The sequence below is a fragment of the Streptomyces sp. 891-h genome, from assembly GCF_022760275.1.
Taxonomy (GTDB): domain Bacteria; phylum Actinomycetota; class Actinomycetes; order Streptomycetales; family Streptomycetaceae; genus Streptomyces; species Streptomyces spirodelae.
In genome coordinates, this window is record NZ_CP050693.1 from 5245700 (window position 1) to 5269638 (window position 23939).

Below are 23939 nucleotides of genomic sequence, written 5' to 3' on the forward strand. Positions count from 1 at the left end.
GTCACCGCCCCAGGGGGACGTGGCGCGGGGCGCCGTGCGGGCTGCGGGGGCCGGGGTTCTGCCCGGGTTCCGGGTCGGTCGGGCCGGCCGGTGGGTCGGCTGTTGGGCCGGCCGTTGGGCTGTCGGTTCGGCTGTCCGGGGTGCCGTCCGGGGTACTGTCCGTGCGGCTGTGAGTGCGGCTGTCCGTCGGGTTGTCGGTGCCGCCGGGTGTGCGGCTGTCGGTGCGTCCGGCCGCTGCCGGAGTGCCTGCGGCGCGGGCGTACGCCTCTGCCGCGACGGCCCGGAAGCTGCGCACCGTGTGCGCCCAGCGGTACTGGGCGGCTCTGCGCTCTGCCGCGCGGCCCAGCGCCAGCCGGCGTTCGGCCGACAGCGCGAGCGCGCACCAGTGCGCGGCGAAGGAGCTCTCACCGCGCGCCAGCAGCCCGGTCACCCCGTCTTCCACGGAGTCGCGCAGTCCGGGGATGTCGAAACCGATCGTGGGAGTGCCGCGCGCAGCCGCCTCCGTGACGACCAGTCCCCAGCCCTCCACCAGCGAGGGGTGCAGCAGGAGCCAGGAGCGGCACAGCAGCCGGTGCTTCTCGCCCTCGCTGATGTGCCCGGTGAAGGTGACGTCCGGTCCGGCCATGGCCTCCAGCGCGGACCGCTCGGGGCCGTCGCCGACGATGACCAGTCGGCCGCCGGTGACCGGTCTGACCCGCTCCCACAGCCGCAGCAGCAGATCGACCCGCTTGTACTCGACCAGCCGCCCCATCGCCAGGAACCGCGGCTCGGGCGCCTTGGGGTGCGGCGGGCCTGGCTCCTCGACGCCGTTGGGGACGATACGGATCTCCTGCTCGGGCACGCCGATCTCGGTCAGCGCCCGCGCGGTCGACCCGGAGACGGCGACCTTGAGGTTGTGCCGGTGGTTGCGGGCCAGCGCCCAGTGTTCGAGCTGCCGGCCGAGCCGCGCGGCGGGCGCCGGGTAGCGCATGCCCCACAGGTCGGTGTGCACATGGTTGACGAAACAGAGCGTCGGTCCGCGGTGCCACAGCGGTGCCAGGTAGGGCATGCCGTTGCACACCTCGACCAGCAGATCGCAGTCGCCCACCTGCCGGGAGAAGGCGCTGCGGGCGCGCAGGAAGTGGGTGGCGTCCCCGCCCGCCGACACGACGCGGTAGTCGCGGTAGGCGGCCGGGCCGCCGCACAGCAGGGTGACCTGATGGCCGTGGTGGGTGAGCCCCTCGGCTATCCGGTCGATCAGCAGCTCGGAGCCGCCGGCGGCCGGATTGCCCAGATCGCGCCGCGCCAGGAAGACGATGCGGCGGGGGGACCCTGGATCGGCCGGACGCTGCCTGCGCGGGGTGGAGCCCTGCCCGGTGGCGGGCGCGGGAGCGAGCGCTGCGTGCCGGTCGTGTGGGGGGACCAGGGAGGGTTGTACGTGCTGGGGCATCGGTGCTCCAACTCGTCTCAGGGTGCGGTGGGGACGATGCGGTAGGGGTGTTCTGCGGTAAGAGGTGTGCTGCGGTAGGGGTGTTGTCGTAGGGAGGTGGCTCGCAGGAGGTGGGAAGGTTTTGCGGGGGCCGTGCGCGCGGATTGTGCGGGGCGGTGCGCGTCGGATGGCTCAGTGTTCGCCGCTGCGTTCGAGGGTGGCTACTCACCGGAGTGACAACTTTGCTCCGGAATGAGGCTGATGCTTCATCACTTCGCGCTCTGTCGCGTGTTCAACCATTTGCCGGCGACGGGGCCGGGCGCCGCCTGGCCACCAGTACGGCACCCAGCGCCGCGCACACCCCGCCGGCCGTCACCGCTGCGATGGGAGCCACGCTGCCGACCAGCCGCAGCCGGGAGTTGTCGTCCTTGGCCAGGCCGACGGCCTCCCGCTGGGTCTTCGCGGTGAAGGCCAGCTTGTCGCTCTGCAGCAGCGTCACCTTGTCGGCCTTGCCGCCCGGCGCGCGCAGCACCAGCTTCGGCCCCGTCGCCGCGTAGAGGATGCGTCCGGTGCGCTGGTCGACGATGAAGTCCAGGCCCGAGTTCGAGTACCACTCCTCGGCGTTCACCTGGCCGCTGTCGGGACGGTCCACCAGGACGCCGGGAACCTGCCGCGTACCGGCCCGGGTGGGCTCCACCGTGCCGGAGAACCGCAGCCCCTGGTAGCCCTGCACCTTCGCCTCGCCCTTGTAGTGCAGCGGAACCGTCGCCCCCAGGCTGCTGTCCCACCAGGCGTAGTCGCGCTTCTCCACGTCGAAGGGCCACTTCAGATAGGCCTCTCCGGCGATGTTCCTCGGCTTGGCACGGCAGCAGTCGACCGGCCGGTTGCTCTTGCGGTCGGTCACCAGACGCTCGGTCGTCCACTGGAACGACTTGCGCGGGTCGTCCAGCTTCCGGGTCCTGGGGTTGTCGATGGCCTGCGAGACGTTCCACACCGCTCGCCCGCTCTTCTCACTGGCCGCGACATCCCCCAGCACGCGACGGGTCACGGTCAGCTTCTGGCCGCTCTTCGGCTTGAGTTCCTGCTGGTCGAAGTAGGTGCCGGTGCCGGTGAAGACCGAGGTGATGTTCACATCCGTGGGAGTGCGCTTGGCGCGTGGTTCGACGTACCAGGCGAGCATCGGAGAGAGCACGAGCAGGAAGACGCCCAGGCCCAGCAGGACCAGGCCGAGAGGCGATGCGGAACGGCGCATGACGGGGCACTCCGAGGGTGGTCTTGGCCCGCACACAGGGGCGGTCCTGCGGCAGGTGCGGCGCTACGACGGGGAAGTGCACGTTCGATGACGGGCCGCCCAACCACGTGAAGGGAAAGGTCGGTTCGTCTGGACGGTCCGTATGGGCCGGAAACCGTAGGCCGTCCCTTGACACGGAGTCAATGCCCATCGACACTCGGCAACTCACAAGGGGTTGGCTCCTGGGGCGGGGCCGTCACACCGGACAGTCGCGCCTTGGCGCGGCGGGTAACGGCCACCACGGCACCCACGAAGAGAGGTTCGCCTCCGCCATGCACAGACTCCTCGCCGCCACGCTCGTCTGCGTGGCCGCCGCCGGTCTCGCCGTCGGCACGGGCTTCGGGATCGTCGCCGCGCTCGACGCCACACCCGAGCAGCCCAACGTGCCGCTGGTGCACTTCCATTCGTCACCGGACGAGGTCCCAGGACTCGGCGAGTCGGCGCTGCCGTCGGCCTCACCGAGCGAGTCCGCGAGCCCGTCCAAGAGTCCCGCCCCCTCCCCGGGCGAGCGGGACAGGGCGGCGCCCTCGACGTCCTCCGCCGCGCCGGGTGAGTGACGGTGACGTCCGCGCCCGCCCGCTCCGCCTGGCAGGACGTACCACCGCTGCGGGTACGGCAGTTCGCCGAGCGTGCCATGGCCGAGGTGCCGGTCCTCGCCCAGGACATCCTCTCCGCCATCCGGCGTGAGTACCCCGGCCTGCCGCTGGTGCTGGACGAGTCGGGCGAGCCGATGGCGCTCGTCGGAATCCGGCGCGCGCTGGAGCACTTCGTGGAGAACCTGGCCACCGGTCTGGAGGCCCCCCACGTGCCGCCGCAGGTCTTCCAGGAGTTCGGCCGCGGCGAGGTCCTCCACGGGCGCAGCCTCGACTCGCTGCAGGCCATCTACCGGCTCGGCATCCGGCTGGCCTGGCGCCGCTTCGCCGAGATCGGCACCCAGATGGAGATACCGCCGCCCGCGATGTACGAGCTGGCCGAGTCCGGGTTCCAGTACCTCGACGGCCTGGTGGCCGAGTCGGTGCGCGGCTACGCGGAGGCCGCGGCACGGCAGGCCGGTGAGCGGCTGCGCCTCCAGCGCCGGCTGCTGGATCTGCTGCTGTCCGACCACCCGCCGCGCGGCGGTTCGGACCGCGCCGATCTGCTCGCCGACCGCGCCGCCCGTATCGGCTGGCGGCTGCCGCAGACCGTCGCCGTCGCCGTCCTGGTGCGCCCCGCCCGCTCGGCCGTCCCGCCCGCCGTGGGGGACGAGGTGCTGCTCGACATGGAGTGCGAACAGCCCCGCATGGTGGTGCCCGAGCCGGAGGCGCCCGGCAGGCCGGAGCGGCTGCGCCGCGCCGTCGCCGGCTGGTCCGGCGCTGTGGGGCCTCCGGTGCCGCTGGCTGAGGCCGCCAAGTCGCTGGGCTGGGCCCAGGCCGCCGTCGGTCTGATGGAGCGCGGGCTGCTGCCGGGTGGGGAACTGCTCTACTGCACCGAGTACACCGAGGCTCTTGTGCTGCTGCCGCCCGAGGAGCTGATCGCCGGGCTGACCCGGCACAGACTGGCGCCGCTGGAGTCCTGCGGCCCCGCCCACAGCCGGCGGCTGGCCGAGACGCTGCTGGCCTGGCTGGAAACCCGCGGGGGCGCCCCGGAAGTCGCCGGACGCCTGGGGGTGCACCCCCAGACCGTGCGCTACCGGCTGCGCCAGATCCGCGAGCTGTGGGGCGATGAGATCGACGACCCCGACAGCCGCTTCGAACTGGAACTGGTGCTGCGGTCGATGCGGTTACGCGGCGAGCTGGGACCGCCCTAGCGCGGGGCAGCGGCCACCACGCCGCCCCGTGCTGCCGCTCACCAGCCGGCGCGCCGCTCCATGCGCGTCCCGGCTATTCGCGAGAACGCCATGATGTCGCTCGGTTCCTCGACCGTCGTACGGTGCCACCGGCCCCGGGGTATGACGAATGCCGTGCCCGGGGTGAGCCTGGCCACCAGCTCCCCGTCGGGGTCCTGCGGGTCGTCGTCCGCGCGGAAGTAGATCCGGACCGCGCCGGTCAGCACACACAGCACCTCCTCGCCGTCCCTGTGCTGCTCCCACGACTCGGGGTGGGCGTCGGCGTCGCTCTCGACGTGCAGCGTCATCACCGTCCAGCCGTCCAGGTCGGGCGACATCCGGCGCTCCTCGGCGCGGACGTCGCCTGCCGGGCCGAGCCGGAACATGGAAGAGAACAGATCCACCGCGGTCATTGCCGCCCCCTCATCAAGTACGGTGTACGTGATCGGATTTCAGTGGAACACGTACGCCGTACGTAGTCAAGTCCCGCTCTGCCGACGATGTGAGCAGACAGATCGGGAAAGTCGGAAAGGTGGATCGCCGGTGCCCGCACCGAAGAAGTTCAGCAGGGAGCAACTCGCCTCGGCGGCGCTGGAGCTGGCCGACGAGAAGGGGCTGGGCGGCCTCTCGATGCGCACACTCGCCGCGCGGCTGGGTACCGGCCCGATGACGCTCTACAACTACGTGGACGGGCGTGAAGGGCTGGAGTCGCTGGTCATCGAGGCGGTCGTCCGGCACGTCGGCTATCCGCCGCAGCCGGCGGCGGACTGGCGCGAGGAGGTGCGCGCCCTCGCGGAGTCCTACTGGTCCACCATCCGCAGCCACCCCCAGGTGGTGCCGCTGATCGTGGCGCGCCGGACCACCGATGGGGCGACCCTCGACTTCGGGGAGCGGATGCTGGAGGCCCTGGCCAGAAGCGGCAGGTCCGGCCGGGATCTGCTGGTGGCCTTCCGGCTGGTGACCGGGTTCGTCATCGGTTTCACGCAGGGCGAGGCCGGAGCCGACTCCTTCAGTCTGACGGGCGGCTCGGCCCAGGAGGTGATCGAACGCGGCCGGACGCTCCCGGCGGACCGCTATCCGCGCGTCGTGGAGATCGCCACGGCCTCGGCGCAGGGCGACCGCACCGAGGAGTTCCGGGCGGGTCTCGACCTGCTGGTGGCCGGGCTCAGCGCGGGGGCTCGCCCAGCATCCGCTTGAGCAGATCGCGCAGCAGCCTGCGTTCGGCGAGGGTGAGCTCCTGGAGGGGTTCGCCGGCGAAGTCCAGCTCCCCGCGCAGCCGCGCCGCCGTCGCGCGCCCTTCCTCGGTGGCCGCTGCGATCTTCACCCGGCGGTCGGCGGGGTCGGGTCTGCGCTCCACCAGCCCGCGCGACTCGAGACGGTCGACTATGCCCGTCACGTTCGACGGCTCGCACTTGAGGTGGCGGGCGAGCTGCCGCATCGGGGTGGGTTCCCGCGCCAGCAGGGCCAGGACCCGGGCCTGCGCACCGGTCAGCGCGTGCTCGGCAGCGGCCAGCTCGTACTCCTCGTGATAGCGCGCGACCACCGTGCCGATCAGCTCGGCCACCTCGATGGTGAGCGCGTCCGGGGTGCGACTCTCCGCTGCTGCCATGCGACCAGCCTAGCGCAATGCTTGACAACATGAAATATCCAGGAGCATGGTTGTTTCAGTAGCTGAAGCAATTGCAGGAGGCGACACCGTGACCTCATCCGTATCCCCCGACTCCGCCGCGCATCAGATCCCGGCCACCGGACGCGCCTGGCATCTGACCGAGCGGCCGCAGGGCTGGCCCACACCGGACGGCTTCGCGCTGCGGGAGGAGCCGGTCCGTGCCCCGGCCGAGGGGCAGATCCTGGTGCGGAACATCCATCTGTCGGTGGACCCGTACATGCGCGGCCGGATGAGCGCGGCGAAGTCCTACGTGGAGCCCTTCAGGCTGAACGAGCCGATGACCGGCGGCGCCATCGGCGTCGTCCTCGCCTCCGAGGACCCCGGCTTCGCGCCCGGTGACCATGTCCTGCACGACATGGGCTGGCGGGAGTACGCCACGCTGCGGGCCAAGTACGCCACCAAGGTCGACGGCGAGGCCGCCCCGCTCTCCACCTATCTCGGTGTGCTGGGCATGCCCGGCCTGACCGCCTACGCGGGCCTGCTCCGGGTGGCCGACTTCAAGCCGGGTGACGCCGTCTTCGTCTCCGGCGCGGCCGGCGCTGTCGGCAGCGAGGTCGGTCAGATCGCCCGGCTCAAGGGCGCCTCCCGGGTGATCGGCTCGGCGGGCTCCGACGAGAAGGTCAAGCTGCTGACCGACGAGTACGGCTTCGACGCGGCCTTCAACTACAAGAACGGCCCCGTCGCCGAACAGCTCAAGGAGGCGGCACCGGGCGGCATCGACGTCTACTTCGACAACGTCGGCGGTGACCATCTCGAGGCCGCCATCGCCGCCATGAACCTGCACGGCCGGATCGCGGTGTGCGGGATGATCTCGCAGTACAACGCCACCGAGCCCACCCCGGCCCCGCGCAATCTCGCGCAGATCATCGCAAAGCGCTTCCGTATGGAGGGGCTGCTGGTGATGGACCACTACGATCTCCAGCCCAAGTTCGTCGAGGAGGTCGCCCCCTGGGTGCGCTCCGGTGAGCTGAAGTACCGGGAGACCGTGGTCGAGGGCATCGACAACGCCCTGGACGCCTTCCTGGGCCTGCTGCGCGGCGAGAACGTCGGGAAGATGATCGTCACCCTGGACGCCTGAGCCTGGCCGGACGGGGCTCCCGGTCGGGCTCCCTGCTCCGCCCGCGCACCGAGGACCTACGCTGGTGCCCGCACCGGCGGGAACCTGGGCGCGAGTTCCCCCGGTCGTGCCATCAACAGGAGGACATCCATGGCAATACAGCCGATCGACGTCAAGTACACCGCCGTCGCCACCGCAGAGAACGGCCGTGACGGCCGCGTGGCCAGCGACGACGGCCAGCTCGATGTCGTCGTCAACCCGCCCGAGGCGATGGGCGGCAGCGGCGCGGGCACCAACCCCGAGCAGCTCTTCGCCGCGGGGTACAGCGCCTGCTTCCAGGGTGCGCTCGGCGTCGTCGCCCGCAAGGAGGGCGCCGACATATCCGGCTCGACCGTGACCGCCGAGGTCGGCATAGGCAACACGCCGGAGGGCGGCTTCGGCCTCACCGTCGCCCTGCGCGCCACGATCCCCAACGTGGACGAGGCCACGGCGAAGGACCTGCTGGACAAGGCCCACCAGGTCTGCCCGTACTCCAACGCCACGCGCGGCAACATCGAGGTCGCGCTGCACGTCGCCTGACCCGGTTCCCGGTTCCGGGTCGCGAGCGCCGCAGCGTGGGCGGTGCTCCGCGGCCCGGTCCCGGGCCGGCGTCCCCGATGGTGCTGCCCGTGCGGTGCTGCCCGGCGGCTATCCGGCGCCGCGTCGTGCGGTGATCTGCTCGTACGCCAGCTCGGCGAGGCTGCGCTGACCCTCCCTGCTGGGGTGGAACCAGTCCCAGTTGCTCAGCTCGGCGCCCGTGAAGCGGTAGTTGAAGACCGCCCCGTTGTCGTAGCGGCAGCGCAGGTCCTTGGCGCACTCCTGCTTGAGCACGGAGTTGTAGGCCACCACCCGGTCGTATACCTGCTGCCGCCGCTCCCGGTCGGCCGTGGCCATCGACTGCGGGTCCTTGAGCATCGACTGGCAGATGCCGAGCCCCCACACCCGCTGCCCTATCGGGTTCTTCCTGCCCTCCCGCCACAGCCGCTTGAGGTTGGGGACGCTGGAGACGTACACCTGCGCCTTGGGCGCCTCGCTGCGCAGCGTCCGCAGCCCTTCGCGGAAGTCGGCGCGGAAGTCCGCGACGGGGGTCATCTGCTCCACCGTGGGGCGGCAGGCGTCGTTGGCGCCGCTCATCACGGTCACCATGTCCGGCTCGCGTGCGGCGGCCCGGCGCATCTGTGCGGGCAGGTCGGCCATGACCGCGCCGCTGGCCGCGTAGTTCCAGCTCTCCTTCGCCGGGTCGCTCAGCAGCCGCCGCGCCAGGCTGTCGACGCCTTTCTCCGTGCCGGTGGCCCAGGACACCTTGGTGCAGTCGGCCAGCAGGGAACAGGCGTCAAACCCACGGGTGATGGAGTCACCCACCGCTGCCAGCGAGTCAGGATCGCGGTCCCAGATCCGCCGTGGGGTGGGTTTCGGGTGGGGGCGCGAGGAGTCTTCGGCGCGCTGCGCGCCGCGCTTGTCGCCTCCACCGGGGAAGCTGCCGCATGCCACGGCGAGCACCAGACCCGCTAGGGTCATCAGGGCGAAAGCGCAGATCGCGGCGGTGCGGGACCGTTTCGGCGCGGTGGGGCGCGCGCTCAGTGGACGTGCGTTCCCCGGCTTGCGGCTCTCCGTCATCCGACCCCCTGTTTCGCCCGTGCCCAACCGACGGTACGTCACCCACCGTGCGCCGCCTCGCGATAGCTTGTGCCGTGGTCGGTGAGTGGGTGAGTCGACCGGCACAGCGACTGGTAAATATTACCTCGCGTCACATACTGTCCCTTTCGGGGAGAATTGGGCGCAATGGTGTTTACTATTCGTAACCTCGGGAGCTGATAGGAAAGTGACCGGTGGTGCAAAATGTCAGGCGCTTTTCCGGCGCGTGACCGGTAGGTGATCGAGGCCGCCCGGTGGCGACCCTCGGAGCGCACTGGAGGTCCCGGTGACGACACGTGGAGTTCTGTACGTCCACTCGGCGCCCCGCGCCCTGTGCCCGCACGTCGAGTGGGCTGTCGCGGGTGTGCTGGGCGCGCGCGTCAACCTCGACTGGATCAGACAGCCCGCCTCGCCCGGCACCTGGCGTGCCGAGTTCTCCTGGCAGGGGGATCCCGGCACCGCCTCCAAGCTCGCCTCCGCGCTGCGCGGCTGGCATCTGCTCCGGTTCGAGGTGACGGCCGAGCCGTGTGCGACGGCCGAGGGCGAGCGGTACAGCTCCACCCCGGACCTCGGCATCTTCCACGCGGTCACCGGTATGCACGGTGACATCCTCATCCCCGAGGACCGGTTGCGCGCCGCCGTCGCCCGCGCGGGCCGGGGCGAGAGCGAGCTGGAGGCCGAGATCTCCAAGCTGCTGGGCAAGCCCTGGGACGACGAGCTGGAGCCGTTCCGCTACGCCGGAGAGGGCGCGCCGGTCCGCTGGCTGCACCAGGTCGTCTGAGGCCCGCCGCGCCAGGTCGTGAGGCCCGCCTCCCCCGGGCCCGTCCGCGCTGCACGCCGCACGCCTGAAGCCCTCACATCCGTATGCGTGCCGCTTGCCTTCAAGGGCGCTCGAACGCCTACCGTTCCCGCATGCCTGACGAATCCCGCATGCCTGACGAAACCTCAGTCGCAGTGCTCGGCACCGGCACCATGGGCGCCGCCATGGCCCGCAACCTCTCAGCGGCCGGGCTGCGGGTCCGCGCCTGGAACCGCACCCGCGCCCGCGCCGAACCGCTGACCGGCCACGGCATCACCGTCACGGACGAGGCAGCCGAGGCGGTACGCGGCGCCGGTACCGTTCTGACCTCCCTCCACGACGGCCCCGCCGTGCTGGCTGCGATGCGCGCAGCGGCACCAGGGCTGGTCGAGGGCGCCGTGTGGATCCAGGCCAGCACGGTGGGGCCCGACGGACTCGCGCCGCTGGCCGAGTTCGCCGAGGCGCACGGGCTGCGCTTCCTGGACGCCCCCGTACTGGGCACCAAGGCGCCCGCCGAGGCCGGGCAGCTGACCGTCCTGGTCTCCGGCGGTTCGGGCAGCGCTCTCGTGCGCGAGCGGACGGCCCCCGTCTTCGACGCCATCGGTGCCAGGACCCTGTGGCTCGGCCAGGAGCCCGGTGCCGCCAGCCGCCTCAAGCTCGTGGTCAACAACTGGGTGCTCACCCTCATCAACGGCACCGCCGAGACGCTCGCGCTCGCCGAGGGGCTTGGCGTAGAAGCCGACGACTTCCTCGGTGCCGTCGCGGGAGGCCCGCTGGACGCGCCCTACCTGCAGGCGAAGGCCAGGCTCATCCTGGAGGGCGCCTACGAGGCCGGCTTCCCGCTCTCCGGCGCCCGCAAGGACGCCGAGCTCATCACGCGGGCGGCACGGGACGCCGGTGTGCGGCTGGACGCGACCCCCGCGATGGCCGATCGGCTGCGACGCGCCGAGACGCAGGGGCACGGCGGAGACGACGCGGCGGCCTCGTTCTACGCCAGCTTCGAGGCCTCCGATTACGGCAGGGGCGATACCCGGGGTTCCGCGTAGCAGCGCGCACGCCAGGGCGCACCAGTGCATGAGCGCAGGGCGCACCAGTGCATGAGCGCATGAGCGCACATGTAAGGGGCGGCCTCCCAAGGAGACCGCCCCTTACCGGCACAGAGCCGGGATCACACCGTACGGAACGCCAGCACCACGTTGTGGCCGCCGAAGCCGAACGAGTTGTTCAGCGCGGCGATACGGCCCTCGGCCGGCAGCTCGCGCGCGGTGTCGCGCACGATGTCGCCGTCGGCCTCGGGGTCGAGGTTGTCGATGTTGATCGTCGGCGGGGCCGTGCGGTGGTGCAGCGCCAGCAGCGTCGCCACCGTCTCGACACCGCCGGCGCCGCCCAGCAGATGGCCGGTCATCGACTTGGTCGCCGCGATGCCCATGTGGTCGACGTCGTCGCCGAACACCTTGCGCAGCGCCTTCAGCTCCGCCAGGTCGCCCTGCGGGGTGGAGGTCGCGTGCGCGTTGATGTGCATGATCTCGGCCGGGTCCAGACCGGTCCTGGAGACCAGGTTCTGCAGCGCGTGCGCGATGCCGTTGCCCGAGGGCTCGGGCTGCACGATGTCGTGGCTGTCGGCGGAGATGCCCTGGCCCACGGCCTCGGCGTAGATCCGCGCCCCGCGCCGCCGGGCGTGCTCGGCCGACTCCAGGACGACGACTCCGGCGCCCTCGCCGAGCACGAACCCGTTGCGGTCCACGTCGTAGGGGCGGGAGGCGCCCTGCGGGTCGTCGTTGTTCTTGGACATCGCCATCATGTTGCCGAACGCGGCGATCGGCAGCGGATGTATGGCCGCCTCGGTGCCACCGGCGACCACGATGTCGGCGCGGCCGGTGCGGATCATCTCGATCGCGTACCCCACCGCTTCGGAGCCGGAGGCGCAGGCGCTGACCGGGGTGTGCACCCCGGCCCGGGCGTTGACCTCGAGCCCGACGTTGGCCGAGGGGCCGTTCGGCATCAGCATCGGCACCGTGTGCGGCGACACGCGGCGAACGCCCTTGTCGCGCAGTACGTCGTACTGGTCCAGCAGCGTGGTCACGCCGCCGATACCGGAGGCCACGACGGCGCCGAGCCGGTCCGGGTTGACGGAGGCGTCCTCGCCGGCCCGGGCGGTGAAGCCCGCGTCGGCCCAGGCCTCCCGGGCCGCGATCAGCGCGAACTGCGCCGAGCGGTCCAGCCGCCTGGCCTGGGGACGGGGAATGCTCTCACCCGGCTCGACCGCGGCCCGCGCCGCGATGCGTACCGGCATGTCGGCGGCCCACTCCTCCTCGAGCAGTGCGACGCCCGAGCGCCCGGCGACGAGCCCTTCCCAGGTCGATGCGCTGTCGCCACCCAGCGGTGTGGTTGCGCCGATACCGGTGACGACCACGGTGTCATTGGTCGCGTTCACTGGAATTCTCTCCACGGTAGGGGGTGACTCGTTTGAGCCACCCGCACGCCGGGTGGCGACAAACGCGTCAAGGGATGTCTCAGCTCTGGTGCTTGAGGATGTAGTCGGTCGCGTCGCCGACGGTCTTGAGGTTCTTCACGTCGTCGTCCGGGATCTTGACGCCGAAGCGCTCCTCGGCGGCGACAACCACCTCGACCATGGACAGCGAGTCCACGTCCAGGTCGTCCGTGAAGGACTTCTCCAGCTGGACGTCCTCGGTCGGGATACCGGCGATCTCGTTCACGATCTCGGCGAGGCCCGAGACGATCTCTTCCTGCGTGGCGGCCATTGCGGCGCTCCTTCGTATTCGGTGAGTCCGCAGCGCCCGACCCTGTCGTACGGGGCTGCTCGGATCTTGACTAGGGGAGGGTAACGACCGTGGCGGCGTACACGAGACCCGCCCCGAAGCCGATGACGAGGGCGGTGTCGCCGCTCTTCGCCTTCCCCGTCGCCAGCAGCCGCTCCATCGCCAGTGGGATGGAGGCAGCCGAGGTGTTGCCCGTGGTCTCCACGTCACGGGCGACCGTGACGTGTTCGGGCAGCTTGAGGGTCTTCACCATCGAGTCGATGATCCGCATATTGGCCTGGTGCGGGATGAAGACGTCCAGGTCCTCGGGAGTTATCCCGGCCGCGTCCAGGGCCTGCTGCGCGACCTTGGCCATCTCGAAGACGGCCCAGCGGAAGACCGTCTGGCCCTCCTGCCGCAGGGCGGGGAACTTCACCGAGCCGTCCTCGCCCAGCGGCAGCTGTGCCACGTCGCCCACCCGGAAGCCGTCCCACGGGATGGTCTGCGAGATGACGTCCCGCTTGTCGCCCTCCGAACCCCAGATCGAGGGGCCGATGCCCGGCTCGTCGGAGGGGCCGACGATGACGGCTCCGGCGCCGTCCCCGAACAGGAACGCGGTGGAGCGGTCGGTCAGATCCGTCAGGTCCGAGAGCCGCTCGGCGCCGACCACCAGCACGTAGTCCGCGCTGCCCTCGACGACCAGGCCCTTGGCCAGGGTGAGGCCGTAGCCGAAGCCGGCGCAGCCCGCGTTGATGTCGAAGGCCGCAGCCTTGCGCGCGCCCATCCGGTCGGCGATCTCGGTGGCGATGGCCGGGGTCTGCTTGAAGTGCGAGACGGTCGAGATGATGACCGCGCCCACCTGGTCGGCGGTGATCCCGGCGTCGGCCACGGCCTTGCCCGCGGCCTCCAGGGTCATCTCGGCGACCGTCTCCTCGTCGTTCGCCCAGTGCCTGGTCGCGATCCCCGAACGGGAGCGGATCCACTCGTCCGAGGAGTCGATGTGCTTGAGGATCTCCTCGTTCGGTACGACGCGGGTCGGTCGGTATCCGCCGACGCCGAGAATGCGCGCGTACGGTGAGCCCTGCGCGGGCTTGATCTTCGCGGTCATGCTTCTCGGGACTCCTTGGAGGTCAGGCGGACGTGTGAGCGGCGAGCAGGTCCCGCGCCGCGGCGAGGTCGTCGGGCGACTTCAGCGCCAGCGTCCGTACGTCCGGCAGGGCGCGCTTGGCCAGGCCGGTCAGGGTGCCGCCGGGGCACAGCTCGATCAGCGCGGTGGCCCCCAGCTCCTGGAACGTGTCCATGCACAGGTCCCAGCGCACCGGCGCCGAGATCTGGTGCACCAGGCGGCGGACGACCTCGGGTCCCGACTCGACGACCTGGCCGTCGAAGTTGGAGACGTAGCGGGTCAGCGGGGCGCCGGGGGTGACGTCCTCGACGGCCGCCTCCATGGCGGGCAGCGCACCGGCCATGTGGTCGGTGTGGAAGGCTCCGGCGACCTTCAGCGGGACGACCCGGGCCTTCTCGGGGCGGTCCTGGGACAGCGCGGCGAGCTGTTCGGCGGTACCGGCGGCCACGATCTGGCCCGCGCCGTTCATGTTCGCGGGCGTCAGACCGAGCTTGTGCAGATGCCCGGTGACCGTCTCCGGGTCGCCGCCCAGCACCGCGGACATCCCCGTCTCGGTCACGGCGGCGGCCTCGGCCATCGCCTTACCCCGGGCGCGTACGACGCGCAGCGCCTCCAGCGGGGAGAGGACACCGGTCAGCGCGGCGGCGGCCAGCTCGCCCACGCTGTGGCCGGCCAACGCGCCGACGTCGGCGGCCCGGCCGGGCGCGTCCTGGGTGGGCTCGCCCTCCAGCAGTTCGTACGCGGACAGCAGGCTGGTGGCGACCAGCAGCGGCTGGGCCACGGCCGTGTCACGGATCGCCTCGGCGTCGGCCTCGGTGCCGTAGTGCACGAGGTCGAGGTCGATGGCGGCCGACCACTGAGCGAGCCGGTCGGCGACGCCGGGGAGTTCGAGCCAGGGGGTCAGCAGGCCAGGCTTCTGAGCGCCTTGGCCGGGAGCGACGAGTACGAGCACTCTTTCACTCTCTCCTGTGGGCACGGGTCCCGGCCGGTGGGGACCGAGACGAAGAACGGTGAGGGGAATTGTGGACCCTCGACAAAAGACGCCCGACAGCTTACGGCTGACCGGGGAAGTCGGCGAGACGCCCCAGGATCAGCGCGATACGCAGGGTGAAAGCGGAACGTACATCGGAAGGCGACCAGCCGGTGACGTCCGTCACACGTCGCAGCCGGTAGCGGACGGTGTTGGGGTGCACGAACAGCATCCGCGCGGCACCCTCCAGGCTACTCGCCTGTTCCAGGTAGACGCTGAGCGTCTCCAGCAGCGCCGACCCGGCCTCCTCCAACGGTCTGTAGATCTCCTCCACCAACAGCTCCCGCGCCACCGGGTCACCCGCCATCGCGCGCTCCGGAAGCAGATCGTCCGCGAGCACCGGACGGGGCGCGTCCGGCCAGGCCGCGCACGCCTTCAGGCCCGCCATCGCCGCCTGTGCCGAGCGGGTCGCCGCCAGCAGATCGCCGACCACAGGACCGGCGACCACAGGGCCGGCCGCGAACGGGCCGATCAGCGACTTGGCCGCCTTCAGCGGATCGTCCGAACCGCCCGCGATCACCACCAGCCGGCTGCCCAGTACGCCGGTGAGCACCTGGAGCTTCGCGTGCCGGGAGGCGCGCCGGATCGCCTCGACGGTCAGTTCACTGTCGCCGTCCGGCGCGGTGCCCAGCACAACGGCCACATGCTCGGGCGAGTTCCAGCCCAGCGCCGCAGCACGCGAGACGGCGCCCTCGTCCGCCTCCCCGGAGAGCACCGCGTTGACGACCAGCGACTCCAGCCGGGCGTCCCACGCGCCGCGCGCCTCGGCGGCCTGCGCGTAGACCTGCGCGGTGGCGAAGGCGATCTCCCGCGCGTACACCAGCAGCGCCTCGCGCAGCACCGCCTCGTCCCCGGGCGCCGCGACCTCGTCGATGGCCGCCTCGACCACCTCGATCGTGGTACGCACCATCTCCACGGTCTGCCGCAGGGTGATCGCCCGCGTCAGCTCGCGCGGCGCGGTGCCGAACACATCGGTGCTGATGGCCTGCGGCGTCTCCGGATGCCGGAACCACTCGGTGAACGCCGCGATACCCGCCTGGGCGACCAGGCCGATCCAGGAGCGGTTCTCCGGTGGCATCGCCCGGTACCAGGGCAGCTGCTCGTCCATCCGCGCGATGGCGGCGGCGGCGAGCTTCCCTGAGGACTGCTCCAGACGGCGCAGGGTGGCCAGGTGGGGGTGCTGGGGTGGTGGGTCTGTGGCTTCGGGCACGGGACAAGCCTGCCTTACCGGATGCCCGTCAAGGGCGTGGGGGGCGGACCGGGACTTTGCGGGCAGTGGCCGGGGCTACCGTGGAGCGCATGCAGCAGGTGGTGTGGCGGGCCGAGGACCGGTACCGGGGCGGCGACCAGCGGGCCGGGATCGACACCCGGCACGCCTTCTCCTTCTCCGGCTTCTACGACCCCGACAACGTCGGTTTCGGGCTGCTGGTGGCCTGCAACGAGGAGCGCCTCGCACCGGGCGCCGGGTTCGAGGAGCACCCGCACCGCGATGTGGAGATCGTCACCTGGGTCGTCGAGGGCGAGCTGGAACACCGCGACTCCGCCGGCGGCGCCACCGTCGTACGCGCCGGTGACGTGCAGCGGCTCGGCGCGGGCAGCGGCGTACGGCACACCGAGCGGAACGCCGGCGACACCCCGCTGCGCTTCGTCCAGATGTGGCTGGTGCCCGGCGCGTTCGGCACCGAGCCCGAGTACGAGATCGTCCGCGGCATCGCGGACAACACCCCCTTCGCGCTGCCGCGCACCGAAGCGGTGCTGCATGTGCGGCGGCTGGCCGACGGCGAGCGCACGGCCGTGCCGGACGCCGCTTTCGTGTACGTCCACGTGGCGCGCGGCAGGGCCCTGCTGGACGGTACGGCGCTGGCCGAGGGCGACGCCGCCCGGCTGACCGACCAGGGCGCCGCGTGTGAGCTGCGCGCCGAGGGCGGTGCCGAGGTGCTGCTGTGGGAGATGCACGCGGAGCCCGGTTACGGCTGAGCCGCGTCCGCCGCCGCTACCGCAGCTCGGCCAGGACCGCGTCGGTGAACGGCGTCCACGCCTCCACGGCCCACGGGCCGAAGTCGCGGTCGGTGAGCGCCACACACGCGGCACCCTCCTCCGGGTCGACCCACAGAAACGTGCCGGACTGGCCGAAGTGCCCGAAGGTGCCGGGCGAGGACGTCTCGCCCGTCCAGTGCGGGGACTTGGTGCCGCGGATCTCGAAGCCCAGGCCCCAGTCGTTCGGCTTCTGGTTGCCGTAGCCGGGCAGCACACCGTTGAGCCCGGGGAAGACGACGCGGGCCGCCTCGCGCACCGTGGAGGGGTCCAGCAGCGTGGGGGACTGGAGCTCGGCTGCGAAGCGGATCAGGTCGGCGAGTGTGGAGACGGCGTCCTTGGCGGCCGAGCCCTCCAGCTCGGTGGCGGCCATGCCCAGCGGGTCGAGCACGCCCTCGCGCAGATACTGCGGGAAGGGCATCTCGGTCGCCTTGGCGAGATGGTCGGCAAGCGTCTCGAAACCCGCGTTCGAGTAGATACGGCGGGTACCCGGCTCGGCCATGGAGCGCTGCTCGTCGAAGGCGAGACCGGAGGTGTGGGCCAGCAGATGCCGCACCGTCGAGCCCTCGGGACCTGCCGCCTCGTCCAGCTCCACGGCGCCCTCCTCCAGCGCCATCAGCGCCGCGTAGGCGGTCAGCAGCTTGGTGACGGAGGCCAGCGCGAACCGCTGGTCGGCAGGGCCGTGCGTGCCGGCCACGGTGCCGTCGGCGCGTACGACAGCCGCCGCCGCTGTGGGCACCGGCCAGTTCTCGATCATCCGCAGGCTGTCCATGGCACCGAGCCTAACGGCAGCGATTTGCCGACGATTTTGCCCTTGCTTGGAGTGCACTCCAACTCCATAGCGTTGACTTGTGACCGTGACGCAGATGGAGAAACCCCGCACACCGCAGTCCCCCACACCGCAGCCCCTCCTACCGCGGCAGTGCGCCGACGGCGGCGCCGTCCACCCCAGGCCCGACGGGCAGGACAGGTACACCATCAGCGAGGTGGCGGCGCTGAGCGGCCTGAGCGCCCACACGCTGCGCTGGTACGAGCGGATCGGCCTGATGCCGCACGTGGACCGCTCCCACACCGGGCAGCGGCGCTTCACCAACCGCGACCTGGACTGGCTGGAACTCGTCGGCAAGCTGCGGCGGACCGGGATGTCCGTCGCCGACATGGTGCGCTACGCCGAGATGGTGCGCCGGGGCGCTGAGACGTTCGCGGAGCGCAAGGAGCTCCTGGAGGCCACTCGCCAGGACGTGCTCACACGTATCGCGGAGCTGCACGACACCCTCGCCGTCCTCGACTACAAGATCGACATCTACGCGGAGAAGACCGGGGAACTCCCGGCGACCCGCGCCGTCCTCGCCCACACCACACCTCAGACCACGGCGAACGCGTAGAGCGCGAACGCGGCGGCCAGCGCCCCGGCAGCCGCCCGCGCGCCCCGCCCCGCGCCGTACCACGGCGTCTCGAACCGGCGGGTGACCCTGCCGATCGCCACCAGCACCACGGCGAACACCGGCAGCCACACCAGCCGGGCCGCCACCCAGCCGAGCGAGTCGGGCGCCGTCGTCAGCCCCGGCACCACACCCAGCCGGGCGCCGGGCACCGCTGCCGCCAGCATCGCCGTCTGGTGCCAGCACAGGATCGTCATCGCCGACAGATTGACCACCACCACAGGCGCCCACAGCGCGGGACGGCGCAGCAGCCGGGAGATGCGCTCCCGCAAGAGCACCGCCGCACCGCACTGCGCGGACGCGAGCGCCGGCACCAGCAGCGACGGGGGATGCGAATTGGTACGCGCCTGCCCCGGAACGCCCACCATGGACGCCGGATAGCCGAAACCGAGCAGCAGCACGGCGAACAGCGCAGCGCCCCCGACGCACAGCACTGCGGCACCCTTGCGCCCCAGTCTGCCGACGCCCCAGCAGACACCCAGTTGGTAGCCGAACAGCCACCCCGGCAGCAGGTTCACCAGACCGAGCCAGGACGGCATCTGCTGCGCCACCACCCCGTAGCGCAGAAAGTCCACCACAGCGACCGTCCCCAGCAGCGGCACAGCCGTCCACGCTCCCCACCGCCTCGCCGCCCGCACGCAGTACGGCGTCAGCGCGGTGACACCCGCGTACACGCCGACGAACCACAGCGGCTGCACCACCAGCACCGCCGCCGTGCGCAGTGTCGCCTCCGGCACCCCGCAGAACGCCAGCACAGGCAGCAGCCCCGCCCACACGGCGGTGACACCCAGCACGGGACGGCCCAGCCGCACCAGCCGGCCACGCAGCCAGTGCCCGGCGCTCTCGCCCCGCTCGGTGGCACGTTGCAGAGAGAGCGCCGAGGAGTAGCCGCCCACCAGGAAGAAAATGCCCAGCAGTTGCAGCATCCAGCTCAGCGGCGCGAAGAAGCCGAACGTGGCGAGCGGGCTCGCATTGTGCAGGGCGCCTTGGGGGCCGCGGGTGAACCCGCCGAGCATCCAGTGCCCCAGGGGCACGGCGAGCAGCGCCAGCGCGCGCAGCCCGTCCACCGCACGGTCCCGGTGCGCTGGAGTGCGTTCCTCGATGGCTCGGACGGCTTTTCGCGCCTGGTGCAGCAGCGAACGCTGCGCGGTCGTCTCAGCGGGCATCGGCGCACTCCTGGGAGGCGGGCGCACACCGGACCGAGCCATAGGCGCGCAGTGCGATGGCGGCGAAGTTGTCGAGCGAGTCGGTGCCCGGCTTCAGATAGCCGCTGTGCCCGTCGGCCCGTGCCGCTGTGACGACACGGGCACCGAATCCGGCGTCCGTGGGGTCGGCGCCGTGTCCCAGTCCGAGCACCTCGACATTGGGCACCCGGCCGATCCAGTCCTCGGCGGCCCGGGCCGCCCAGACCGGCACCCGGGTGTGCAGCCCCTCCACCGAACCGACGCGCATCCCGGGGGAGCCGAAGACGATCAGGTCGGCAGCCTCCGAGCGGTCGAGCCGTGGGGCCGCCCGGCCGCAGACCACCGAGCCGTAGCTGTGGCACAGCACCGCGGGAGCGGGCGCCCCGGTCCGCTCGAGCCCGCGCAGGAAGCGCACCAGCCGGGGCGCACCGGCGTTCGCGAGCCGCGCCGTGGCGGCGTCCGGGCCGAGGCCGACGGGGGTGGTGTAGCCGACCCACGCGACGACCGCGGTACGGGTGTGCGGAGCGCGTGCCGCCATCCGGTGGCGCAGCGCGGTGGCCATACCCGCGGGCTTGCCGTACCGGTTCTTGCCGCGGCCGTCGTAGGTGGCCAGGTCGATGTCCGAGCCGGGTACGACGACAGCGGTCCGGGTGGCGTGCGCCAGATCCCCGTACACCTCGGCCACCTGGCCACGGGCGCGCGGGTCGAAAGCGAGGATCTGCCGTCCAGGTGTGAGCAGTTCGGCGTACCGCTCGGCCTTCTCACGGGCCTCCCGGCGATCGGCGCGCGTCAGCCCGCCTTCTCCGGCCCGGCCCCGCCCCCGCGCTCGCGCCAACTGCGCCCGCCGCTCCTCCTTGAGCGCCACCCTGTTCGCCTGGTAACGGATACCCAGGGGGGCGCCGTCCAGGTTCCCCACCGTCAGCGGATGCCGCCGCACCAGCGCCCGCCGCTCGTTCTTCCCGAGTCCCGCGAAGAACGCGGCGACTCGTTCGGGGCTCGCGGTTGCGGGGTCCGGCAGCGTGCGCCCCAGCGTATGGTCGGCGCGCCAGGCGGCGGCGCCCGGCGCGGGCCCGGTGACGGGCGTCTGCTCCGTCCCGCTGGTGACACCCGCCGTCGCGGCGAAGACGCCCGCGACGAGCGGGGCGACGAGCAGTGCACGCTTGCGGCGGCGCTTCATACGGTCCCCTCCTCCCACCGCCGTTCCGGAGTCTCCGGATGGCGGCAGAAGGAGAGTGCGGGCCCGGCTGTGCGCAGGTCGTCACACTGCGGAGCCAATCGCGGAGTGCTACCGGGGTAGGGGGTGGAGGAGAGGGCGGCGAACGCGTGCGCGGGGCGGACGCGTTCGAGGGTGAACCCTTCCGCGGCTCGCACGCGTCGGCGGCTCGGGCGCGTCGGCGGCTCGGGCGCGTCGGGCGTCGCACGCCTTGTGGGCGGACGCGTCGACGGGTCCTACGAGGGCGGTTCGGGTCCGGGTCGGCGCTACTGGTCGTGGTCGCCGGGTGCGACCAGCCCCGACTCGTAGGCGAAGATCACCGCCTGGGCCCGGTCACGCAGCCCCAGCTTGGCGAAGATACGGCTCACATGGGTTTTCACCGTCTGTTCGGCCAGTACGAGGGAGTCCGCGATCTCGGTGTTGGACCGGCCGCGTGCCACCAGCTCCAGCACCTCGGTCTCCCGTTCCGTCAGCGCGTTCAGCCGCAGCTCGGGCCCCGAAGTCCGCCCCTTGCGCGGAGTGTGGCCCGACCGCTGCTTGGCGAACTCAGCGATCAGCCGCCGGGTCACCGAGGGGGCCAGCAGCGCCTCGCCCTCGGCCACCACCCGTACCGCGGCGATCAGATCGGCCGGCGGCGCGTCCTTGAGCAGAAAGCCGCTCGCCCCCAGCCGCAGCGCCTCGTAGACGTAGTCGTCCACGTCGAAGGTGGTCAGCATCAGCACCTTGGGCTGGTGGGTGACGCCGGGCGGCGGGTCGAGGAGCTGCTGCGTCGCCTCCAGACCGTTCAGGCGTGGCATCCGTACGTCCATCAACACCACGTCCGGGTGGGCGCGGCGGCACAGCTCGACGCCCGCCACGCCGTCGGGCGCCTCGCCCACCACGTCGATGTCGCTCTGGGCGGCGAGCAGGGCCGCGAACCCGGCACGGACCATGGCCTGGTCGTCGACGATGACCACGCGGGTCACCTGGTCCGAGGGGAAGGCGCCGGGGGCGCCGATGCCGTTCATTCGGTCGCGGAACCCTTCGTGTTCTTCGTCTTCTTCGAGTGCGTCTTCTTCTTCGAGTGGGTCTTCTTCGAGTACGTCAGCTGCGAGTGCGTGCCCTCGGTTTCGGTCCCTTCCGCTGCACCGTGCGGCTCGTCGTTGAAGGCTGCGGGTGGCGGGTCCAGCGGGAGCCGCGCTGCGACGCGGAAGCCTCCGTCCGGCAGCGGGCCGGCCTCCAGGCTGCCGCCGACCAGCCGCACCCTCTCCCGCATCCCGACCAGGCCGTGTCCGGTCCCGCTGGTCTCCAGCGGCGCGGCCTCAGGCTCGGGGGAGGGCCCGTTGACGACCAGGACGGACAGGAAGCCGTCCGGCGCCGTCACCGAGATCCGGGTCCGGGCGCCGGGCGCGTGCCGTACGACGTTGGCGAGCGCCTCCTGGACGATCCGGTACGCCGACAGCGTCACACTCGGCGCCGGCCCGGAGCCCGACCCCTCGCCTGCCGCACCGTCCTCGTTCTCGTTCCCGTTCTCGTCCCCGTCCTCGTCCCCAGGGAGGGAGATACTCAGCTCGGCGGGGACCCCGGCCCGTACGGTCGCCTCCACGAGTTGCTCCAGCCTGTCCAGACCGGGCTGCGGCGCGCGCTCCCCGCGGGTCTTCTCGCTCCGCAGGACACCCAGCAGACGGCGCATCTCGCTCAGCGACTCGCGTGCCGTCGCGGCGATGGAGCCGAACTCCTCACGTGCCTGAGGGGGCAGCTGGGCGATCCGGTAGGGAGCGCTGTCCGCCTGGACGGTGATGACCGACATGTGGTGCGCGACCACGTCGTGCAGTTCGCGGGCGATACGGGCGCGCTCTTCCAGCAGCGTCCGCTGGGCGCGCTCCGCCTCGCTGATGGTCTCCTGTTCGGCCAGCCGCCGCTGTGCCTCCGCCCGCTCCCGCAGTGCGGCACCCAGCAGCAGTACGACACCGCTGAGCACGATCAGCAGGACGTTCGTCCCCTCGCTGCGCTCCGGTGCCAGCTGTCCGAGCGTGAGCGAGGCGACCACGGTGAGCAGCCAGACGGACAGCAGGGTGCGGCGGCTCTCGCGCAGTGCCAGCGCCAGGCAGAGCACCAGGTAGCCCACGATCACCGTGGGCGGCCACGGCCAGGCGCGGCCCGCGTTCCCGTCGGCGGTCAGCAGGGCCAGCGCGCCCAGCAGGTCGGCGGTGAAAATGATCCACCAGGCGGGCAGCGGTCTGGTCACGGCCAGCAGCAGGGGTGCGGCCTGTGCCACGCCCAGCGCGCCGGCCAGTCCGCCGTGCAGCCCGTAGTCGTGCGCGAGCACCTGGATGCTGGACGGGAGGAGCGAGACGGCGAACACGAACGCCACCACGTAGGGCAGCAGCCGTACGGCGCGGGAGGAGGCGTGTGCCAGCAGCGGTTCGTCGGACGTGGCGGGCACGATCAGCGCCGTGCCGAGCGAGCGCAGACCGTCGCGCAGCCGGGGCGCGACAGCGCGTGTGCTCACAGCTCCGCCAGCAGCTCCGCCTTCTTGGCGGTGAACTCGTCGTCGGTGAGCAGCCCGGCGTCGTGCAGCTCGCCCAGGTGCCGGATGCGCTCGGCCACATCGGCCGGGTCGGAGCGGTGCGGCTTCGGCGGAGCAGGGGCGGAGCAGACGCTCGCCGGCTCCCGCACCGGGTCGGCCTCGCGTACCGCCTCCAGGACCGAGGCGGCGAAGGGCAGCGATTCGTAGACGGGGCCGTAGCCGAGGCCGAACACCACGGAGGCCGGGTCCTGGTCGGCCTCCGCGAGCATCTCGGCTCCGCGTGGACGCAGCCGCAGATGGCCGCTGAGCCCCTCCGGCGAGCGCCATTCGACGTCCTCCAGCTCTCCCACGGGGAAGAACTGGTCGCCGGCTTTCCATTTGGCCGTGGAGGCGCCCGTCCAGAACCAGCGGAAGGCGACGACCTTGCCGTCGAAGGACGCCTTGCCGTCGTACGCCTTGAAGCTCTGCGGTGCCGCCGGAGCGGCGACCAGATAGCGCTCGGCGGGTTTGGCCGCGTCCGCGGGCAGTGCGTCGCGCAGTTCGGTCGCGTAGTAGTCAGCCAGCGTCTCGCGCTCCGCCGGCAGCACCAGGCGGTAGGGGTCGCTGCTCTCCTTGAGCTGACCCGCGGCGGCCTCCAGCAGCGGGTCCGCGCCCTCGCGGGGCACGGCGCGCAGCACGACGGTGCCCCGCTTGCCCCCCGGGGCCAGCTCGACGGCGCTCAGCGCCTCGTACGGAATACGCCGCTCTCCGAGCACCTGGAAGAGCTTCGGTGTGCGAATCCCCCGTTCGAAGCGGATGAGCACGGAGTCGGGTTCGAACTCCCAGGTGGAGTGAATTCCAGCCAGTACGTCACCCATGTGGGCCATCGTATGCGGCTGCCGCCTGTCCGTCCCCCCTCCGCCGCTCTCCGCGACGCTACGCGCGCTGATTCGGTGCATAC

25 protein-coding genes are annotated in these 23939 nt (G+C 71.8%); 9 read left to right on the forward strand and 16 right to left on the reverse strand.

The genetic code is table 11. The annotated features are described in order from the left end of the window. Position 1 precedes the first annotated feature (1 nt). Both HC362_RS22985 and HC362_RS22990 read right to left on the reverse strand, forming a co-directional pair. Positions 2–1429 carry a glycosyltransferase family 4 protein gene (locus HC362_RS22985; protein ID WP_243085879.1) on the reverse strand — a complete coding sequence of 476 codons (1428 nt, stop codon included), beginning with the start codon at positions 1427–1429 and terminating at the stop codon, positions 2–4. A 271-nt stretch (positions 1430–1700) separates the two neighbouring features. Beyond that, positions 1701–2660, reverse strand: a complete 960-nt coding sequence (locus tag HC362_RS22990) for a DUF3068 domain-containing protein (protein ID WP_243085880.1) — start codon at positions 2658–2660, stop codon at positions 1701–1703. Between the two features lie 311 nt (positions 2661–2971). On the opposite strand from HC362_RS22990, the gene HC362_RS22995 reads away from it, so the two are divergent. Beyond that, positions 2972–3256, forward strand: coding sequence for a hypothetical protein (locus tag HC362_RS22995; protein WP_243088951.1), 285 nt, complete (start codon positions 2972–2974; stop codon positions 3254–3256). A gap of 2 nt (positions 3257–3258) precedes the next feature. After that, positions 3259–4485 carry a PucR family transcriptional regulator gene (locus HC362_RS23000; protein ID WP_243085881.1) on the forward strand — a complete coding sequence of 409 codons (1227 nt, stop codon included), beginning with the start codon at positions 3259–3261 and terminating at the stop codon, positions 4483–4485. Positions 4486–4523: 38 nt separating this feature from the next. Here the strand turns inward: HC362_RS23000 and HC362_RS23005 are convergent, their stop codons facing one another. Continuing rightward, a complete protein-coding gene (locus HC362_RS23005; RefSeq protein ID WP_243085882.1) occupies positions 4524–4916 on the reverse strand; it encodes a cupin in 393 nt (130 codons plus the stop codon). Positions 4917–5046: 130 nt separating this feature from the next. Here HC362_RS23005 and HC362_RS23010 point away from each other — a divergent pair, with 130 nt between their 5' ends. Continuing rightward, complete coding sequence (locus tag HC362_RS23010; RefSeq protein ID WP_243085883.1) at positions 5047–5700, forward strand: TetR/AcrR family transcriptional regulator C-terminal domain-containing protein; 654 nt, start codon at positions 5047–5049, stop codon at positions 5698–5700. Here HC362_RS23010 and HC362_RS23015 read toward each other — a convergent pair. Next, a complete protein-coding gene (locus HC362_RS23015) occupies positions 5669–6112 on the reverse strand; it encodes a MarR family transcriptional regulator (protein ID WP_243085884.1) in 444 nt (147 codons plus the stop codon). The two genes, HC362_RS23010 and HC362_RS23015, sit on opposite strands and share 32 nt — an antisense overlap. 88 nt (positions 6113–6200) lie before the next feature. Between HC362_RS23015 and HC362_RS23020 the strand changes: the two genes are divergently transcribed. Then, complete coding sequence (locus tag HC362_RS23020) at positions 6201–7250, forward strand: NADP-dependent oxidoreductase (RefSeq protein ID WP_243085885.1); 1050 nt, start codon at positions 6201–6203, stop codon at positions 7248–7250. 129 nt (positions 7251–7379) lie between these two features. Then, a complete protein-coding gene (locus HC362_RS23025; protein WP_243085886.1) occupies positions 7380–7808 on the forward strand; it encodes an organic hydroperoxide resistance protein in 429 nt (142 codons plus the stop codon). Between the two features lie 108 nt (positions 7809–7916). Here HC362_RS23025 and HC362_RS23030 read toward each other — a convergent pair whose 3' ends face one another. Next, positions 7917–8786: an SGNH/GDSL hydrolase family protein gene (locus HC362_RS23030; protein ID WP_243085887.1), complete on the reverse strand. Its 870-nt coding sequence runs from the start codon at positions 8784–8786 to the stop codon at positions 7917–7919. Positions 8787–9189: 403 nt separating this feature from the next. Between HC362_RS23030 and HC362_RS23035 the strand changes: the two genes are divergently transcribed. Next, positions 9190–9684: a DUF3145 domain-containing protein gene (locus tag HC362_RS23035; RefSeq protein WP_099880502.1), complete on the forward strand. Its 495-nt coding sequence runs from the start codon at positions 9190–9192 to the stop codon at positions 9682–9684. Positions 9685–9815: 131 nt separating this feature from the next. Beyond that, positions 9816–10748, forward strand: a complete 933-nt coding sequence (locus HC362_RS23040) for an NAD(P)-dependent oxidoreductase (RefSeq protein ID WP_243085888.1) — start codon at positions 9816–9818, stop codon at positions 10746–10748. A gap of 122 nt (positions 10749–10870) precedes the next feature. Here HC362_RS23040 and HC362_RS23045 read toward each other — a convergent pair whose 3' ends face one another. From HC362_RS23045 to HC362_RS23065, 5 genes are all read right to left on the reverse strand, one after another. Next, on the reverse strand, positions 10871–12136 hold the full coding sequence (locus tag HC362_RS23045) for a beta-ketoacyl-[acyl-carrier-protein] synthase family protein (RefSeq protein WP_243085889.1): 1266 nt from the start codon (positions 12134–12136) through the stop codon (positions 10871–10873). Positions 12137–12215: 79 nt separating this feature from the next. Then, positions 12216–12464 (reverse strand): acyl carrier protein, encoded by a 249-nt coding sequence (locus tag HC362_RS23050; RefSeq protein ID WP_209263290.1) that lies wholly within the window; start codon positions 12462–12464, stop codon positions 12216–12218. Positions 12465–12534: 70 nt separating this feature from the next. Continuing rightward, on the reverse strand, positions 12535–13569 hold the full coding sequence (locus tag HC362_RS23055) for a ketoacyl-ACP synthase III (protein ID WP_243085890.1): 1035 nt from the start codon (positions 13567–13569) through the stop codon (positions 12535–12537). Positions 13570–13591: 22 nt separating this feature from the next. Next, complete coding sequence (locus HC362_RS23060) at positions 13592–14539, reverse strand: ACP S-malonyltransferase (protein ID WP_243085891.1); 948 nt, start codon at positions 14537–14539, stop codon at positions 13592–13594. A 100-nt stretch (positions 14540–14639) separates the two neighbouring features. After that, positions 14640–15827 (reverse strand): helix-turn-helix domain-containing protein, encoded by a 1188-nt coding sequence (locus tag HC362_RS23065; RefSeq protein WP_243085892.1) that lies wholly within the window; start codon positions 15825–15827, stop codon positions 14640–14642. Positions 15828–15916: 89 nt separating this feature from the next. Here HC362_RS23065 and HC362_RS23070 point away from each other — a divergent pair, with 89 nt between their 5' ends. Beyond that, entirely contained in the window at positions 15917–16594 is a 678-nt protein-coding gene (locus tag HC362_RS23070; protein WP_243085893.1) for a pirin-like bicupin family protein, read from the forward strand. Positions 16595–16610: 16 nt separating this feature from the next. On the opposite strand, the gene HC362_RS23075 is transcribed toward HC362_RS23070, so the two are convergent. Beyond that, complete coding sequence (locus tag HC362_RS23075; RefSeq protein ID WP_243085894.1) at positions 16611–17423, reverse strand: serine hydrolase domain-containing protein; 813 nt, start codon at positions 17421–17423, stop codon at positions 16611–16613. 79 nt (positions 17424–17502) lie between these two features. Between HC362_RS23075 and HC362_RS23080 the strand changes: the two genes are divergently transcribed. Further along, complete coding sequence (locus HC362_RS23080) at positions 17503–18036, forward strand: MerR family transcriptional regulator (RefSeq protein WP_243085895.1); 534 nt, start codon at positions 17503–17505, stop codon at positions 18034–18036. On the opposite strand, the gene HC362_RS23085 is transcribed toward HC362_RS23080, so the two are convergent. The 5 genes from HC362_RS23085 to HC362_RS23105 all read right to left on the reverse strand — a co-directional run bounded on the left by HC362_RS23085 (position 18015) and on the right by HC362_RS23105 (position 23856). Continuing rightward, positions 18015–19259 carry an acyltransferase gene (locus tag HC362_RS23085; protein ID WP_243085896.1) on the reverse strand — a complete coding sequence of 415 codons (1245 nt, stop codon included), beginning with the start codon at positions 19257–19259 and terminating at the stop codon, positions 18015–18017. The two genes, HC362_RS23080 and HC362_RS23085, sit on opposite strands and share 22 nt — an antisense overlap. Then, a complete protein-coding gene (locus tag HC362_RS23090) occupies positions 19249–20454 on the reverse strand; it encodes an alpha/beta hydrolase (RefSeq protein ID WP_243085897.1) in 1206 nt (401 codons plus the stop codon). Before HC362_RS23090 ends, HC362_RS23085 begins: the two co-directional genes overlap by 11 nt. Before the next feature lie 302 nt (positions 20455–20756). After that, on the reverse strand, positions 20757–21497 hold the full coding sequence (locus HC362_RS23095) for a response regulator transcription factor (protein WP_243085898.1): 741 nt from the start codon (positions 21495–21497) through the stop codon (positions 20757–20759). After that, a complete protein-coding gene (locus tag HC362_RS23100) occupies positions 21494–22921 on the reverse strand; it encodes a sensor histidine kinase (protein WP_243088765.1) in 1428 nt (475 codons plus the stop codon). Before HC362_RS23100 ends, HC362_RS23095 begins: the two co-directional genes overlap by 4 nt. 56 nt (positions 22922–22977) lie before the next feature. After that, positions 22978–23856: a DUF4429 domain-containing protein gene (locus HC362_RS23105; RefSeq protein ID WP_243085899.1), complete on the reverse strand. Its 879-nt coding sequence runs from the start codon at positions 23854–23856 to the stop codon at positions 22978–22980. Positions 23857–23939 lie beyond the last annotated feature (83 nt).